This is a genomic window from Sorangium sp. So ce124, assembly GCF_051525235.1.
Classification (GTDB): Bacteria; Myxococcota_A; Polyangia; order Polyangiales; family Polyangiaceae; genus Sorangium; species Sorangium atrum.
In genome coordinates this window covers 121,143-137,720 of the sequence record NZ_CP150312.1, presented here as the reverse complement: position 1 = coordinate 137,720, position 16,578 = coordinate 121,143, and the positions used below count along the sequence as shown (strand labels likewise).

The following is a 16,578-nucleotide window of genomic DNA, read 5'->3' as shown; positions in this document are numbered from 1 at the left end:
GGCGCTCGGCGCCCGGAGAAGCACGGAGCGCGCGTCGCGAACGCCCGCGCCGCCCCTCATGCCACGTCGCCTCCCTCCGCCGGTATCCCGAGCACCTGCCGCAGGTCCATCCCCACGACGACGTCGGCGTTCTGCCGAACCCAGCCGACGAGCGCGGGGCGCAGGGCGCGCGCGATCTCTTCCTTGACGAGCCCTTCCACGACGCTCGGCCCGAGGCGCTGCGGGTCGAGCGCGACGCCGCCGCCCGCGACCAGGGCGCTGAACAGGCGCACGAGCGACTCGGCGCCCGCGGCCTGGCGCGCCGCGCCGAGCGGCTCGACCCGCTCGACGGCGATCTCGCCGCCGCGCTTCACGATAAAGCGACGGACGTCGGCCTGGTCGACTCCCCCCTTCTGGAGCACCGCCGACGAACAGTCGACCTCGATGCGCTGCACGCGCGGCGCCGTCTCGATCTCCTGCCGGGTGCCCTCGATATCGACGCTGGCCGCGACGGTCGCGCCGGCCGGGATGCGGAACCCGTCCGAGCCCACCCCGCCAGCGAGCTCCTGGCGCAGCGTCAGCCGCGCGGACAAGCGGGCACCCCGCACGGCCGTACTGCTGCCGGCCTCGAGGTTCGAGAGCGCCTGACGCACCGTCACGACGAGATCGGGATCGCTCGTGGGGTCGTACGGGGGCATGGCCATGGGCGTCGACGTGACGAGTCCGCGCATGAAGGCGCGCGCCTCGTCCTCCGCCGATCCCTTTCCGACCCGGACGAGCCCTCCCGTGTAAAAGACGTTGGGCGTCATCGCGCCTGAACGGAAGTCGTACTCGATCTGCTGGAGCCCCATGTCACCGAGCGGCGGCGGCAGGTCGATGACGAGGTACGGCTCGAAGGTGATCCGCAGGAGCGCCGGCGCGAGCGTCAGGCGGAGCGCCGTCGCGCTCGACGTGGCGAGCGCGGCCACGCCGGTGCGCTTCAGGACGGTGCGAGCGGGGAGCTCGAACGAGATCGAGACCGACTCGAGATCGATCCACCACGGCAGGAAGCACCAGGCCATTCGAGGAGGGTACACCCACCTGGCCGCCGGAAGCGCGGCCTATTGACCCGCCGCACGGGGCGCGCCCATCATGCCCCGCATGAAACCAGAGGAATTCCTCGACGAGCTCGACCGCAAGGTCGGTGAGCGCCTCGCCCACATCGGCGCCGTGGCCCGCGCGGCGGAGCCGGCGAGCGGCGTCGGCATCCCGGCGCTGCTCGCGACCGCGCTCAAGAAGGAGCTCGAGGCGACCGAGGAGGCTGCGCTCTGGCTCACCACCGAGACCGACGTGGAGGTGAAGCTCGCCCTCGCCCGCCAGTGCGGCGACGAGGCGAGGCATTACCGGCTCATCGCCGAGCGCCTCCGCGCGCTCGGCGTCGACCCCGCGGCGATCCCGGCGAAGTTCGGGCCTCCCACGCCGATGTTCGGGTACTTGAAGGGGCTCGGCTCCACGGTCGAGCGCGTCGCAGCGGGCCAGTTCACGCGCGAGGCGCTCGCGAAGGTGCACAACCAGGCGTTCATCGACTACTGCGAGTCGCAAGGCGACGCCGAGACAGCGCGCCTCTACCGCGACGTCATCCAGCCGGACGAGGGCCATCACCACGAGATGGGCCGGCGGCTCCTCGCGCGCCTCGCGGTCACCGAGGAGTCCCAGGCGCTCGCGCGCGCCGCCGCGATGCGCACGCTCGAGATCGCCGAGGAGCTCCAGGAGATCGCGCGCCTGAAGATGGGTATCTGCCGCGCGCCTGGGTGCTAAGCTCTACTGCGGCAAGTCGGCCGGGGAAGCGAACCGCCAAGCCGCCAAGGGCGCCAGGAGAACCGGGGAATAGGGGGGATGCCCGGACGGCCCCCTTCCCCCTCTCCCCTTGGCGTCTTTGGCGGCTTGGCGGTTTTTCTGCCGAGCCGGGGCAACTTCCCGCAGTAGAGCCAAGTTGTGTCGCCGCGTTGCGCTGAGGGAGCGACCAGGGCGGGACCAGCGGTTCGGGCGGGGCGTTCGCGCATGTCTCGCGGCGTCCCGGCTGTTCGCGAGGCGCGCTCGAGGGCACGGCGGTCTCGGCGTCGGTCGCTGTTCCGAGGCCCATTTGCGGGATGGCCCGACATGCGAAAGCCATCGAATCCATGCACCCTCCAGATACCGAAGTTGCCGCCTTGTCGCGAGGCTCCCTCGCGGCGAGGGGCGGCCGGTTGGATCAAGGGGGGTTCTCATGATCAAGTTTCCGGGGGACAGATCGTTCCGGGAGGTGGCCCGATTCACCCAGGATTGTGGCTCGATCTGCACGCACGCGGCTCAGTATTGCCTCGAGATGGGAGGCTCTCACGTGAGCGCCACGCACATGCGGATGCTCCAGGACTGCGCTGATATCTGCGAGGCGACCTCGAAGCTCCTCCTGCGCAGCTCGCCCCAGATCCCCCAGATGATGAGCGTGTGCGCCAGCCTCTGCGAGCAGTGCGCGGCGAGCTGCGATAAGCTCACTGGGGATATGCAGATGAAGACGTGCGCTGACGAGTGCCGCCGCTGCGCTGCCGCCTGCAGGCAGATTTGACAGCGGCGGAGGCATCGCCGTCCTCCAGACCGCGAACCGATCAGCGGAGTAGCTCTCCTCGCCTCTTGCGGATCGCCGCCATCCTCTGCGCCAGAGCCCTTGTGCGCGCGGGGCCCGCCGGCGCCCCCGTCGCGTGTAGTCCGGCAGCGGAGCGACGCCGACGGCGGCGGCGTTCAGGCTCCCCATGGTACCCTCGCGCGCATGCGTTATCGAAGGACCATCGGAGCCGCCGGGTTCGCTCTCCTGTGCGCCGGGTGTGGCGAGGAGGCGCCCGAGGCCGCGGTGCGCGCGGTGCGCGACCTGGGCGCGCTGGAGTTTGCCCCGGCGATCCGAGGGCGGGACGGCGGCTACAGCGCGCGGTGGGGCGACCGATCGGTGTGGGTGTTCGGCGACACGACCTTGGAGATGCCGGGGGAAGACGGGGCGATCTGGAGGTCGAGCACCTTCTGCGCGACCGACGATCTGGATGCGTCGGATGGGCTCTCGTCGCTCACCGAGCCGCTCGACGCGGACGGCGCGCCGCGGGAGTTCCTGCCGTTCACCGAGGAGGAGCTCGCGTTCAACCTCGAGCACTCCGACCCTCGTGCGGAGGAGACGTGCGAGGAGGACTGCGGAGCGCGCTATGCGCTGTGGCCGGGCCCCATCGTCGTCGACGAGGCGACCGGCCGTGCGCTCGTCTTCTACAGCAAGGTGACGGGGCGACTCGGGGCCGGGGCGTTCGAAGTCGACATGCTGGGTTCGTCCATCGCTGTCTGGGAGAGCCTCGACGCGCCCCCCGCACGCCCGGAGGTGCGCCCGGGCGCTGCGGATCCGACGCTCCTCTTCGGCGCGGATGAGCCCTTGCTCACGTCGGCGGCGCTCGTCCGCGAGGGGATGCTCTACGCCTATGCCTGCGCGTGCTCGGGTCTCACGTGCCCGTGCATCGTCGCGCGCGCCCCGCTCGCGGAGGCAACGGAGCGCGACGCGTGGCGGTTCTTCTCGGACGAGCGCTGGGTGAAGGGCCATGATGAGGCAGAGCCGGTCATGGCGGGCGCACCGATGATGTCGGTGCATTGGAACGAGCATGTCGGCAGGTACATCGCGCTGTACAGCGAGCCGGTATCGTCGGAGATCTCGATCCGGACGGCTCCGGCGCCGGAGGGGCCTTGGTCGGACAGCGCGGTGGTTCTCACCGCCGAGGTCCCGCCTACGCCGGATGCGTGGCCCTATGCCGCCCTCGTGCACGCCGAGCTCGCGCGGGAAGGAGAGCGGGTGGAGTACGTGACGTACTTCCGGGAGACGGGGTTCCTGGAGGGGGAGATCCGGCTCGTCGAGCTGGAGCTCGAGTAGAGGCGACCCGACACACGTTGAGGCGACCCGACCCACGTTGAGTCGGGTGCCGGGCGCCCCTCCCAACCTGGGCGCGGTCGCGGCCGAGGCCCTTTTTTTTGCGACCATCCATCAGGTACCCTCCGCCCGTGGCAACGTCCGACAGGAGCCGCGCCGAGTACCAGCGGCGGGTCAACCGCGTGATCGACTACATCCAGGCCCATCGCGCGGAGGACATCTCCCTCGATACGCTGGCGGCCGTGGCGGCGTTCTCGCCGTTTCACTTCCACCGCGTGTTCAAGTCCATGACGGGCGAGAACCTTCGCGAGTTCATCCAGCGGACGCGCCTCGAGACCGCGGCGAGCCACCTCGTGCAGCGGCCGCGCGCCGACATCCTCGAGATCGCCCTCGAGAACGGCTTCAGCTCGGCGAGCGCCTTCGCGCGCGCCTTCAAGGAGCGCTTCGGCATGAGCGCGTCCGCCTGGCGCAACGGCGGCGCCACGGACGCGAGCAAGGCGCGGCAAGCGGATCGCAAGCCGGGTGAAGTCGAGCGCAATCCGCGCAAAGCAGCGCTCTGCGCGCCTGACCAAGATGCCTCCTCGTCGGGCGCGGACGCCCGTCAAGACGAGGAGGAGATCATGAACGTGACCGTGAAGACCCTGCCGAGCTACCACGTGGCCTATGTCCGATGCATCGGCCCCTACGGCCCCGGAGGGGTCGTCGACGAGGCCTGGCGACGGATCGCGCGCTGGGCCAGCGCGCGCGATCTGTGGACCCCGGACCGCATCTGCCTCGGCATCGCGCACGACAACCCCAAGGTCACCGAGCCTGCCAAGTGCCGCCTCGACGCCGCCATCGTGATCCCGCAGGGCTTCAAGGCGGACGGCGACGTCAACGTGACCGACGTCGCCGGCGGCAAGTACGCCGCGGGCGCGTTCCTCGGCGAGGCGCACACGATCGGCGCCGCCTGGGACCAGCTCTTCGGGAGGTGGCTCCCCGAGAGCGGCTATCAGCCCGATCACCGGCCCTGCTTCGAGCTCTACCAAGGCGAGTTCCACGATCCCAAGACCAACAGGTTCCGCTGCGAGCTCTGCTTGCCGGTGCGCCCGCTCTAGCGCCGCCCCCGAGGGAGCCCGGTCATCCCGCCCGGGCTCCTGCACCGCCTCACCGCAACGCTGGCGGGCGGCCGGGCCCCTGTCGCCTCGCGCCGCCCTTCCAGGCCCGCCGCTACCACCGTAAATCGTCGATATTACACGACTTTCCCGGGAGAACGGCGCCGCTCGTGTTTGACAGCCGGGGATCCTTGCACTAGGAGCCGACATGGCATTCATCTACGATGAGCCGAGCAGGACGTTTGGCGAGTACCTGCTCGTCCCGAATCTGACGACGAAGGACTGCGTGCCGGCGAACGTCGATCTCACGGCCCCTGTCGTCCGGTTCAAGGCCGATCCGGGCGCGACGCCGCCGGATCCGAGGCTCGCGCCGCTCACGATCAGCGTGCCGGTCACCAGCGCGATGATGCAGTCGGTCTCGGGCGCCGACCTCGCGATCGCGCTCGCGCGCTGCGGCGGCCTGTCGTTCGTGTACGGCTCGCAGGGCATCGAGGAGGAAGCCGCCATGGTGCGGCGCGTGAAGAACTACAAGGCCGGGTTCGTCGTGAGCGACTCGAACCTGCGCCCCGACGCGACGCTCGGCGACGTCCTCGCGCTCACCGATCGCACGGGCCACTCCACGATTGCGATCACCGAGGACGGCACGCCCACGGGCAGGTTCGTCGGCATCATCACGAGCCGCGATTACCGGCTCGGCAAGACGCCGCTCAGCACGCCGGTGCGCGAGATCATGACGCCGTTCAAGTCGATCCACTGCGGCAAGGTCGGCCTCGATCTCCAGGAGGCGAACGAGCTCATCTGGCGTCACAAGCTCAACACCCTACCCGTCATCGACGAGCGACAGCACCTCCAGTACCTGGTGTTCCGCAAGGACTACGAGTCGCACCAGGCGCACCCGCTCGAGAACGTGGATCACGAGAAGCGCCTGATCGTCGGCGCCGGCATCAACTCGCGCGACTACAGAGATCGCGTGCCGGCGCTGGTGGAGGCGGGCGCCGACGTGCTCTGTATCGACTCGTCGGACGGCTACTCCGAGTGGCAGGGCGACACCATCGCCTTCGTGAAGTCGCTCGGCAAGCCGGCCTATGTCGGCGCCGGCAACGTCGTCGATCGCGAGGGCTTCCTCTACCTGGTCGAGGCCGGCGCCGACTTCGTCAAGGTCGGCATCGGCGGCGGATCCATCTGTATCACGCGCGAGCAGAAGGGGATCGGCCGCGGCCAGGCGTCGGCCGTGATCGAGGTGGCCAAGGCGCGCGACGAGTACTTCCAGCGGACCGGAATCTACGTGCCGATCTGCTCCGACGGCGGCATCAGCCAGGACTACCACATCACGATCGCCCTCGCGATGGGCGCCGACTTCGTCATGATGGGCCGCTACTTCGCGCGCTTCGACGAGTCGCCCGGGCGCAAGGTCCGCGTGAACAACCAGTTCATGAAGGAGTACTGGGGTGAAGGGAGCAACCGCGCGCGCAACTGGCAGCGCTACGACCACGGCGATACCAGCAAGAAGAAGGATCAGCTGGAGTTCGAGGAGGGCGTCGACAGCTACGTGCCGTACGCCGGCAAGCTGAAGGACAACCTCGACGTCACCCTGGCCAAGGTGCGCTCGACGATGTGCAACTGCGGCGCCACCTCGCTGCGCGACCTGTACATGCGCGCCCGCCTGACCGTCGCGTCCGCGGTGAGCATCCACGAGGGCGGAGTCCACGACGTGATGCTGAAGGACACGCGCGGCAACACGCGCGAGCCCTGAGCCGCGCCGGCCGGCCGCGCCGGTCGCGCCGACCACCCCTGTTGCGCCCCGGGGCGCACGCTCTGGTCGGAGCGAGTCATCGTGTCGCGCCCCGTCCACCTGACGGGCGGCGGCGCGCCTCGCGCGGTGTCAGCCGCCGAGGAGCGCGCGCGTCCGCTGCTCCGCGCGGCGCCCCTCGGCGGCGAGCCGCTCGACGAAGCGCTCGATGATCGGATTGCGCCGGAAATTCTCGCGCGTCATCAGCTCGACGGGCAGCGGGTCGACCTCCGCGACCTCGACGTCGAGCCGCGAGCGCGCCACCTCGGTCAGCGCGAGCGCCGGCGCGAGGCCGATGCCGAGCCCGCCGGAGACGTACGAGACGAGGAGCGACACGCTCGACACGTCGATCGTCGAGATGGGCCGGATCCGCTCGCGATCCAGGTACGCGTCGAGCATCCGCCGCCCCACGCTGCCGGGCGCCAGCCGGAGCAGCGGCTCGTGCCGGAGCCGCTCGCGCAGCGCCGGCGCCGAGCCCTTGAGCCGCGGCCCCACCCAGAGGAACGGCTGCACGAACAGCGGCTGCTTCACGAGGTCGCCGCCCGCCGAGGACGCCGACGCGAGGCCCAGATCCACCTCGCCGCGCTCCACCCCCCGCGCGGCGTCGACCGAGTTCGCCGTCGTGATCGCGAACCGCACCGGCGCGCGCTTCTCGAGCATCTGGCGGATCACCGGCACGAGCAGCCCCTTGCCGAGGTAGTCGCTCGCCGCCACGCGCAGGGTCGTCGACGGCTCCCCCGCCAGCTCCGAGAGCAGCTCGAACACCCCCTCCGCCTGGTCGAACAGCCGTGTGATCGCGCCGAGCGCCGCCTCGCCCGCCGGGCTCAGCCGCACGCCGCGCCCGTCGCGCTCGAACAGCGCCACCCCGAAGCGCTCCTCCACCCGCCGCACCTGCTGGCTTATCGCCGACGGCGTCTTGTGCAGCCGCCGCGCCGCCTCGGCGACCGAGCCCGATCGGGCCACCATGAGCACATCCTCGAGCGCGGGGAGCAGCGACGCGTCCATGTAGCTTTACTTAATCGATCGTGAAAAAAGTTTCATTCGACTTAATCCTCTCGCGCCCGCATAGTCATGCCGCCCGCCCGACGTTGGACCGCCAGACCGGCGGCGCGCCGGATGCCTCCGAGGAGGCTGCCGGTGCGCCGCGGCTGCGGCGCTCGGGCCGGTCCGCTTCGCTTCGCACGCCGTCCCCCTTCACCCCCCTTCACCCGATTCCAGCGCACCGCGAGAGGCCATCATGGGTAAGAGTCTCTATGACAAGGTTTGGGACCTCCACAAAGTCCGCACGTTGCCGAGCGGCGAGGACCAGCTCTTCATCGGCCTTCACCTGATCCACGAGGTGACGAGCCCCCAGGCGTTCGGGATGCTCCGCGATCTCGGCCTGCGGGTGAGCATGCCCGAGCGGACGTTCGCGACCCTCGATCACATCGTCCCGACCGACAACCGCAAGCGGCCGTTCAAGGACACGCTGGCCGAGGGGATGGTCGACGCGCTCAAGAAGGCGTGCACCGAGCAGGGCGTCACGTTCTTCGATCTCGAGTCGGGGAAGCAGGGCATCGTGCACATCATCGGCCCCGAGCTCGGCCTCACGCAGCCGGGCATGACGATCGCGTGCGGCGACTCGCACACGTCGACGCACGGCGCGTTCGGCGCGATCGCGTTCGGGATCGGGACGACGCAGGTGCGCGACGTGCTCGCCACGCAGACGCTGAGCCTCCAGCGGCTCAAGGTCCGACGGATCCAGGTGGAGGGCAAGCTCGGGCCGGGCGTCTACGCGAAGGACATCATCCTCGAGATCATCCGTCGGCTCGGCGTGTCCGGCGGTACGGGCTACGCGTACGAGTACGGCGGGTCGACCATCGAGGGATTCTCGATGGAGGAGCGGATGACCCTGTGCAACATGTCGATCGAGGGCGGCGCCCGGGTCGGCTATGTCAACCCGGACCAGGCGACGTTCGAGTACATGAAGGGGCGTCCGTACGCGCCGAAGGGTGAGGCGTGGGAGAAGGCGCTCGAGTACTGGCGCACGATCGCCTCGGACGAGGACGCGCGTTACGACGACGTCGTCCGGATCGACGCGAGCGAGATCGCGCCGACGGTCACCTGGGGCATCACGCCGGGGCAGGCGATCTCGGTGAAGGAGAAGGTCCCGGCGGCCGAGGACGTGGCGAACGAGTCCGAGCGGGCGCTGATCCGCGAGGCGCTCGAGTACATGCGGCTCGAGGGCGGCAAGCCGATCGAGGGGACGAAGATCAACGTGGCGTTCATCGGCAGCTGCACGAACGGCCGCCTCTCGGATTTCCGGGAGGTCGCGCGGCGCATCCAGGGGCACAGGGTCGCGCCGCACGTGCGCGCGCTGGCCGTCCCCGGGTCGATGGAGGTGGCGCGCGCCGCCGAGGCCGAGGGGCTGGACCGGGTCTTCCGCGACGCGGGCTTCGAGTGGCGCGAGCCGGGCTGCTCGATGTGCCTGGCGATGAACCCCGACAAGCTCATCGGGGATGAGCTGTGCGCGTCCTCGTCCAACCGCAACTTCAAGGGCAGGCAGGGGAGCCCCACCGGGCGCACCGTGCTCATGAGCCCGGTGATGGTCGCGGCTGCCGCCGTCCGCGGCGAGATCGCCGACGCTCGTGACGTGTTCGGAATCTGACGACGCTCGCACCCGAGGGAGATCCCAATGGCACTCGATTTGATTCAATCCGTCACCGGTCGCGCCGTTCACGTTCCGGGGGACGACATCGACACGGACCGCATCATCCCGGCGCGCTTCCTGAAGTGCGTCACCTTCGACGGCATCGGCGAGCACCTCTTCCGGGACGTGCGCTTCGACGAGCGGGGCGAGAAGCGGGAGCACCCGCTGAACGACCCGCGCTTCGCGGGCGCGACGGTGCTGATCGCCGACCGCAACTTCGGCTGCGGCTCGTCGCGCGAGCACGCGCCGCAGTCGATCGCGAAGGCGGGTTTCAAGGCGGTCATCGCCGAGAGCTTCGCCGAGATCTTCTTCGGCAACTCGACGACGCTCGGCATCCCCTGCGTCTCGGTGAGCCGGGAGGACCGCGCCGCGCTCGTGGCGCGCGTGAACGCCGACCCGAAGACGCCCGTCACGGTCGACCTGCAGGGGCAGGTCATCCGGGCCGGGAGTGATCTCACGGTGCCCTTCACCATCAAGCCGGGCGCGCGCGAGTCGCTGATCCGGGGCACGTGGGATCCGATCGCCCAGCTGCTCGAGGGGGCCTCGGAGGTCCAGCAGGTGGCGGCGCGGCTGCCCTACGTGCGGCCCGCCTCCGCGCAGTAGCTCCGCGCTCGAGCGGGGCGCTGCCCCAACCTGGGGCGCGCGAGCAAGCACCTCAAGCACCTCAACCTGCAAGCACCTCAACCTGAGTCGGGTCACCACCCGGCCGAACCTCAACCTGGGTCGGGGCATCCAGGTCCTCCAGGGTCGGGTCATCCAAACCTCAACCTAGGTCGGGTCAGGGGGTCGGGTCACCACCCGGCCGAACCTCAACCTGGGTCGGGGCATCCAGGTCCTCCAGGGTCGGGTCATCCAAACCTCAACCTAGGTCGGGTCAGGGGGTCGGGTCACCACCCGGCCGAACCTCAACCTGGGTCGGGGCATCCAGGTCCTCCAGGGTCGGGTCATCCAAACCTCAACCTGGGTCGGGTTACCACCGGGTTACCACCCGGCCGAACCCCAACCTGGGTCGGGGCATCCCAGGTCACTCAAGAGGAAAATTCCGCCATCGCTCCATCCGCTTGCCTGCCGGCACCCCATGCGGCGCCGGTTGGCTCAACGTGACACGTAGGCAGCGCTCCCCGTCACACTGTGGCCCTGTCGCGCCGTGCGGTTGCGCGCAGCGGGCGCCGCGCGACCGCGAAAAGCCGGCCGATACACGTCGCTCCGGGCGGCCGGCAACCCGACCGAGCAGGCGGACGCGCCTGGCATGTCCAGTGCTTCATCTCGACGCGAGCTCTTCGAGTCGGCGCTGAGACGCCGCGCGCAGCAGCGCTCCGCATGCCGCGGCGCAGAGCCATCGTTCCTTGATCGCGTGTCTCGCACAGGCACGCAGGATGGAGTACCCCATGCGTTTCGCGATCTTCTCCTCTCTTATCCCGCGTTCGTCAGCCGCTCGCTCCTCTCTCCAGGGGCTCATTGCGCTCTCCGCGCTCGTTGTGCTCACCGGCGCCAAGGGGCAGGGCTGTGGGGGCGTGGACGAGCCGTCACCGCCACCAGAGCCCAACTGCGGACCTGGCTTTCACTGGGAGACGGTCTGTTCACCGTGCGAGATCGGCGAGATGTGCGAGGAGCAGTGTGTGCCCGACAGCGTCTGTCCTGCTGACTGGAGCGAGCAGACCATCTGCAGCGGCGGCACCACCTCTTCGGGCCAGGGTGGCTTCGCCGGCGGCACCGCCATGCCCGTCGATCCGGGCGAGTGCTGGACCGAGTGCATCCCGCCGCAGCCGTACTGCCCGCCGGGCACGATCGAGCAGACCGTGTGCGGCGGCTCCGTGACGGTCGGCGTCGGCGGCTCCGGCGGCTCCGGCGGCTGGGGCAGCGCCAGCAGCGCTGTCGGCGTCGGCGGCTCGGGCCCTGGCGGCATTCCGATGCCTTCCGAGCCGTGCTGGACCGAGTGCGTGCCCGTCGAGCCCTACTGCCCGCCGGGCACCACCCCGCAGACCTTCTGCGACGAAGGCACCACCGTCACCAGCAGCAGTGTCGGCGTCGGCGGCTCGGGCGGCTGGGCGGGCACCGGCGGCGCCGGCGGCTCGGGCGGCTGGGCGGGCACCGGCGGCGGCACCGCTGGCGGGGGCATCGGCGGCTCCGATTCAGACTTCGCCGCGCCGCGCCCCCCCGGCGGCGGCTGCTGGACCGAGTGCGTGCCCACCGCGCCCTACTGCCCGCCTGGCACCACCCCGCAGACCTACTGCGACGGCGGCACCACCGTCACCAGCAGCAGCGTCGGCGTCGGCGGCTCGGGCGGCTGGGCGGGCACCGGCGGCGCCGGCGGGAACACCGCTGGCGCCGATCCAGGCTTTGCCGCGCCGCTCCCCCCCGGCGGCGGCTGCTGGACCGAGTGCGTGCCCACGGAGCCCTACTGCCCGCCGAACAGCATCCCGCAGACGGTCTGCGGCGGCAGCGCGGTCTCGGTCGGCAGCACCGGCACCGGCTACGGCGGCGCCGGCGGCGCCAGCCCGTACCCCGGCCAGGAGTACTGCTGGACCGAGTGCGTGCCCGTCGAGCCCTACTGCCCGCCTGGCACGACCCAGCAGACCATCTGCGAGGGCGGCACGCCCGAAACGAGCAGCAGCGGCACCGGCGTGGGCGGCATGCCCTACCCCGGCGGCGGCTGCTGGACCGACTGCGTGCCCACCGAGCCTTACTGCCCGCCGGACAGCATCCCGCAGACGGTCTGCGGCGGCAGCTCTGTCTCTGTCGGCAGCTCGGGCAGCACTGGCACCGGCGTGGGCGGCATGCCCTACCCCGGCGATTGCTGGACCGAGTGCGTGCCCGTCGAGCCCTACTGCCCGCCTGGCATGATCGAGCAGAAGGTCTGCTCCGGCGAGAGCAGCAGCAGCAGCACCGGCACCGGCATGGGCGGCGCCGACGCGTACCCCCCCGGTGATTGCTGGATCGAGTGCGTGGAGGGAGCCACGTGCCCCCCCGGCGCGACCATCCGGACCATCTGCGAGGAGATCAGCGCCGGCGGCTCCGCCCCGATCTGCCGGACCGAGTGCGTCCTGATGCTGCCGTGACGCGACGGGCGCGGGCGATCCCCCCGACGGCGGGAGGTTTCGCGAGCGAACCGCCGCCGCCCGCGCCCTGGAGCGCCGCAGCTCCGATCGAATGACGAAGGCGCCGGGAGCGCCAGGGGAAAGCGATCCCCTGGCGCTCCCGGCGCCTCGGCGTTTCAGGACGGCACCGCCCCGGCGCTGCGCGGCCGCGCGGCCCCCTCGAGCCAGCATCGGATCTGGCAGGACCGGCCGCAGATCGATGTGAGCGAGCTGCGGCAGCAGGCGCCTTCGGGTCGCTGCCACCACCTCGGCGCAGGCGACAGTGCCAAGGGACCACGGAGCTCGGACCGGGCCTTCGCCCGCTCGTCGAAGCGGAGCCGCGTCGTCGGAGGCGCGGTATCCTGTTCCGCGGCAGCCTCGGTGGCCCGACCGACGTCGCCCACTACGCCGTCTGGACCACGGAAATCACCCCGCTGATCGACGTGCTCCGTACCGTTGAAAGCCGCTGGTCGATTGAAGAGCGCGTCGAGAGGGCGATGAGCGAGGTCTGCCTTGGCCACGATGAGGTTCGCCGTTTCACCCGCTGGCACCGCCACATCCCCCTCACGCCGTCTGCGCGCGCCCTTTCGACGGTTGATCGAGCTGCCTCCGACGCGTCGAGCTGGTCCGGCGGTAAAGCGATGGCCGCGGTCCAGCCCTCCCCCTCTTGACGCGGCGCTCCGGAGCGGCCCCGCCAGCCTCGTCCTCCCTCGGCCTCGAGGATGCCCGCGGGCCGGTTGATTGGAATTGACATCAATCATGTGAGCGTTCACATTGCGGTCGAGGGGCATCCTTTCGCTTCGGCCTCCTCGGTCCCCGTGGCACCGAGATCTTCGTCATCCATTCACTTTTGATCGATTTTTGCACCGATTCTGTTCGCTCGGCCTTCGAGAAAGCGATTGCCGATCGATGGTGATTGGCGTTTTGCCAAGGGCGATCCGCCAGAGAACACGACGAGCGTCGCTCATTCGACGCCTGTCGTGAAAGCCTGAGTGCTGTCCACCGGAGATGATTTCGTCACGAATCCGGCGATGCTGGCGGTGCGGCCGGATGGCAACCTTGGGAATGGACAGTCGGGCAGCCTGCGCCAGCGAGGCGCTCCGCTGTAGCCGAGCTCTCGCGGCAGGTACTCCCGAAGGACCCCGCCTCGAGCACGAACGAGATCCTCGTCAAGGCGATCCAACCAGGCGCACGCGGCCGGCCGCCCTGCGGATTCGGCTCCGTCTTCGGAAGTAGCGGTTCAAGTCGCTCCCAGCGTTCGTCCGGCACCAGCAGCTTTCCCACATCCTATTCCGTCGCGCTCCGCCTCTCCCAAGCGAGCGGGATCAGCGGGCTATTACCAGATGCTCTCATGCTGATTCAGCGGTGCGAAGCGCAGGCGGAAACAGCTCCGTGCCTCGGCCGCATGGGGACGGTCCGCGCTCTTACAGCTGGCATACATCATCGAAGTCGGGAGAACCATCATGCACTCTGTTGCTTGCGAGGAGTCATGCGAAACTTGATTAACCGTCATCTCTACGCGGTTCTGATCGGCCTCTTGCCGCTCGGCGGCGCGTGCTCGGGCGGGTCCACCACCCCCGGTCCGGGTTCCAGCGGCGCGTCGACCAGCGCCGCTGGCACGACCAGCGGGGCGGGGGGAGGCGGTACGACCGGTACGACCGGTACAGCCGGTGCGGCCGGGGTCGGCGGCGGCGGCGGTTCCGGAGGCCAGGGAGGCGACGACGACCAGCTGGCTTGCCCGCCTGCACCTCCAGAGACCGGGCTCTATGCCGCCGACGCCACCGGCGTCACCTTCAACCTGGAGACCGGCCTGCTGAGACTGGAAGTCTGCAATGAAAGCATAATCAGAGTCCAGTACACAACGGCCACCTCACGCCCTGACAAGAATTCCCTATCCGTCAACAAGGAGTGGGACAAACCGAGCTTTTGCGTCGCGGAGAATTCGGGGACCGTGACCATCACCACTTCACGGCTCAAGATCAACGTCGACACGACCGACGGCCTGGTCACCTACACCGACCTGAACGACAGCGTTCTCCTGTCGGAAGACAGCAAGACCTTGACGCCCGCGACCGTCGAGGGGGTCCGCACGAACCGCGTCGAGACCGTCTTCAACTCGCCCGCCGACGAAGCCTTGTTCGGTCTTGGCCAGCACCAGGACAACGTGATGAACCGCAAGGGGACGACCCGGCGCATCGTCAACGCCAACACGGAGATCAACATTCCGGTGCTGGTGTCCAACAAGGGCTACGGGATCTTCTGGGACAACTATTCCACCTCGAACTTCGACGGGACCAGGTCCAACAACAGCAAGTACAGCTATTCGTCCGAAGCCGGCGAGATGGTGGACTACTACTTCTTCTATGGTCCGAGCATCGACCAGATCGTAGCCCAGTACCGCACCGCGACCGGCGCAGCCCCGCTGTTCCCGAAGTGGGCCTACGGGCTCTTCCAGTCGAAGGACAAGTACGGCAGCCAGGCCGAGCTGCTGAAGATCAAGGACGGCTACCGCAACAACAACATTCCCGTCGACTGCATCGTTCAAGACTGGGACTACTGGACCCCGTACGCGTGGGGCTCCCACTTCATGGATGAACGCCGCTACCCGGATCCAGCGGCCCTCATCGCCGAGATGCACAAGGCCAACGTTCACACGATGATATCCATCTGGCCGGTGTATCAACGCGTGAACACCGAGCGGAAGGCGGGAGAGCTGGGCAACTACAACGCGCTCAATGAAATTGGAGCTCTGTACCCGAGCAGCGGCACACACCGTTTCTACGACACGTTCAACCCCGCCGCCAGAGCGCTGGTGTACCAGCAGATCCACGATCGCTTGCTGGGGCCGTACGGCTGGGACGGCATCTGGGCAGACAACACCGAACCCCAGGCCTATCCGGACCCCGTCAACGTGCGGGCGGCCGATACCGCGCTCGGCAAGGGGGCGCTGTACCTGAATGCCTATCCCCTGGAGCACGCCGCGGGGGTGTACGAGCATTGGCGTAGCATCGGCCCGAAGCAAAAGCGAGTCTACGTCCTCACCCGCAGCGCCTTCGCCGGCCAGCAGCGATACGCCACGACGTGCTGGTCGGGAGACATCAACAGCGATTTTGCGACCTACGCCAAGCAGATCCCCGCGGGGCTCAACTTCTCGCTCGCGGGGATGCCCTACTGGACCACGGATATAGGCGGATACTGGGGACACAACGTGGACTGGACCACCAGCGCAAACAACGAGCTCTTTACCCGCTGGTTTCAGTATGGCGCCTTCTCCCCGATCTTCCGGATTCACGGGGGCGGATCGAGGGAGCTGTACAGCAACAGCTGGAGCGCCGCCACCAAGGCCAATCTCCTCAAGATCGACAACCTGCGCTATCGGTTGATGCCTTACATCTACTCATTGGCATGGAAGGTGACCAGCGAGGGCTACACCATGATGCGGCACCTGGTCTTCGACTATCCCAACGACGCGAAGGTCTTCAACATCAAGGATCAGTTCCTGTTCGGCCCTGCCTTCCTTGTCAATCCGGTGACCACCGCGGGCGCTACCAGCCGCTCCGTCTATCTCCCCACGGGGACCTGGTACGATTTCTGGACAGGCTCGACGACGGACGGCGGACGCACGGCCTCGGTCCCCGCGCCGCTGAGCGAAATGCCGCTCTTCGTCAGAGCGGGCTCGATCGTCCCCATGGGTCCCAGCGTCCAGTACGCGACGCAGAGCATCGACCCGCTGGAGATCCGGATCTATACGGGCCAAGACGGGTCCTTCACGCTCTACGAGGACGAGGACGACAGCTACAGCTACGAGGACGGCAAATACTCGACGATTCCATTCACATGGAACGAGTCTACCAAGAAGTTGACCATCGGCGCACGGAAGGGGAGCTATACCGGAATGCCGGCCAGCAGGACGTTCAGGATCGTGCGGGTAGGCTCCAATCACGGCGCCGGCGTCGACGTCACTGCCGCTCCAGATCAAATGGTCACCTACAATGGCTCAGAGGTCGTCGTGACCGCGAACTGAGCGACGGGGGCGGCTC

At 68.9% G+C, this 16,578-nt stretch carries 11 protein-coding genes; 9 read left to right on the top strand and 2 right to left on the bottom strand.

Annotated elements, in window-relative coordinates; translation table 11 throughout:
• Nucleotides 1-56 precede the first annotated feature (56 nt).
• Nucleotides 57-1,040, bottom strand: a complete 984-nt coding sequence (locus WMF19_RS00520; protein WP_437897269.1) for a hypothetical protein — start codon at nt 1,038-1,040, stop codon at nt 57-59.
• 79 nt (nt 1,041-1,119) lie between these two features.
• On the opposite strand from WMF19_RS00520, the gene WMF19_RS00515 reads away from it, so the two are divergent.
• From WMF19_RS00515 to WMF19_RS00495, 5 genes are all read left to right on the top strand, one after another.
• A complete protein-coding gene (locus tag WMF19_RS00515) occupies nt 1,120-1,776 on the top strand; it encodes a ferritin-like domain-containing protein (protein WP_272097150.1) in 657 nt (218 codons plus the stop codon).
• A 448-nt stretch (nt 1,777-2,224) separates the two neighbouring features.
• The gene (locus WMF19_RS00510; RefSeq protein WP_437326953.1) at nt 2,225-2,563 is read left to right on the top strand and encodes a four-helix bundle copper-binding protein; all 339 of its coding nucleotides are present in this window, start codon (nt 2,225-2,227) and stop codon (nt 2,561-2,563) included.
• 201 nt (nt 2,564-2,764) lie between these two features.
• Nucleotides 2,765-3,892 carry a DUF4185 domain-containing protein gene (locus tag WMF19_RS00505; RefSeq protein WP_437897268.1) on the top strand — a complete coding sequence of 376 codons (1,128 nt, stop codon included), beginning with the start codon at nt 2,765-2,767 and terminating at the stop codon, nt 3,890-3,892.
• Between the two features lie 128 nt (nt 3,893-4,020).
• Complete coding sequence (locus WMF19_RS00500; RefSeq protein WP_437897267.1) at nt 4,021-4,986, top strand: AraC family transcriptional regulator; 966 nt, start codon at nt 4,021-4,023, stop codon at nt 4,984-4,986.
• Nucleotides 4,987-5,191: 205 nt separating this feature from the next.
• Complete coding sequence (locus WMF19_RS00495) at nt 5,192-6,736, top strand: IMP dehydrogenase (protein WP_437897266.1); 1,545 nt, start codon at nt 5,192-5,194, stop codon at nt 6,734-6,736.
• A 129-nt stretch (nt 6,737-6,865) separates the two neighbouring features.
• Here WMF19_RS00495 and WMF19_RS00490 read toward each other — a convergent pair whose 3' ends face one another.
• Nucleotides 6,866-7,777, bottom strand: a complete 912-nt coding sequence (locus WMF19_RS00490) for a LysR family transcriptional regulator (protein ID WP_272097145.1) — start codon at nt 7,775-7,777, stop codon at nt 6,866-6,868.
• Nucleotides 7,778-8,009: 232 nt separating this feature from the next.
• On the opposite strand from WMF19_RS00490, the gene leuC reads away from it, so the two are divergent.
• The 4 genes from leuC to WMF19_RS00470 all read left to right on the top strand — a co-directional run bounded on the left by leuC (nt 8,010) and on the right by WMF19_RS00470 (nt 16,562).
• The gene (gene leuC / locus WMF19_RS00485; protein WP_437897265.1) at nt 8,010-9,419 is read left to right on the top strand and encodes a 3-isopropylmalate dehydratase large subunit; all 1,410 of its coding nucleotides are present in this window, start codon (nt 8,010-8,012) and stop codon (nt 9,417-9,419) included.
• A 27-nt stretch (nt 9,420-9,446) separates the two neighbouring features.
• Nucleotides 9,447-10,064, top strand: a complete 618-nt coding sequence (leuD, locus tag WMF19_RS00480) for a 3-isopropylmalate dehydratase small subunit (RefSeq protein ID WP_272097143.1) — start codon at nt 9,447-9,449, stop codon at nt 10,062-10,064.
• Between the two features lie 785 nt (nt 10,065-10,849).
• Nucleotides 10,850-12,520: a hypothetical protein gene (locus WMF19_RS00475; RefSeq protein ID WP_437897264.1), complete on the top strand. Its 1,671-nt coding sequence runs from the start codon at nt 10,850-10,852 to the stop codon at nt 12,518-12,520.
• A 1,507-nt stretch (nt 12,521-14,027) separates the two neighbouring features.
• The gene (locus tag WMF19_RS00470) at nt 14,028-16,562 is read left to right on the top strand and encodes a glycoside hydrolase family 31 protein (protein ID WP_437897263.1); all 2,535 of its coding nucleotides are present in this window, start codon (nt 14,028-14,030) and stop codon (nt 16,560-16,562) included.
• Nucleotides 16,563-16,578: the final 16 nt, after the last annotated feature.

Excerpts from the sequence above, each read along its gene's own strand:
- WMF19_RS00520 (WP_437897269.1), bottom strand. The coding sequence starts at position 1,040 with ATGGCCTGGTGCTTCCTGCCGTGGTGGATCGATCTCGAGTCGGTCTCG.
- WMF19_RS00515 (WP_272097150.1), top strand. The coding sequence starts at position 1,120 with ATGAAACCAGAGGAATTCCTCGACGAGCTCGACCGCAAGGTCGGTGAG.
- WMF19_RS00510 (WP_437326953.1), top strand. The coding sequence starts at position 2,225 with ATGATCAAGTTTCCGGGGGACAGATCGTTCCGGGAGGTGGCCCGATTC.
- WMF19_RS00505 (WP_437897268.1), top strand. The coding sequence starts at position 2,765 with ATGCGTTATCGAAGGACCATCGGAGCCGCCGGGTTCGCTCTCCTGTGC.
- WMF19_RS00495 (WP_437897266.1), top strand. The coding sequence starts at position 5,192 with ATGGCATTCATCTACGATGAGCCGAGCAGGACGTTTGGCGAGTACCTG.
- WMF19_RS00490 (WP_272097145.1), bottom strand. The coding sequence starts at position 7,777 with ATGGACGCGTCGCTGCTCCCCGCGCTCGAGGATGTGCTCATGGTGGCC.
- leuC (WP_437897265.1), top strand. The coding sequence starts at position 8,010 with ATGGGTAAGAGTCTCTATGACAAGGTTTGGGACCTCCACAAAGTCCGC.
- leuD (WP_272097143.1), top strand. The coding sequence starts at position 9,447 with ATGGCACTCGATTTGATTCAATCCGTCACCGGTCGCGCCGTTCACGTT.
- WMF19_RS00475 (WP_437897264.1), top strand. The coding sequence starts at position 10,850 with ATGCGTTTCGCGATCTTCTCCTCTCTTATCCCGCGTTCGTCAGCCGCT.
- WMF19_RS00470 (WP_437897263.1), top strand. The coding sequence starts at position 14,028 with ATGCGAAACTTGATTAACCGTCATCTCTACGCGGTTCTGATCGGCCTC.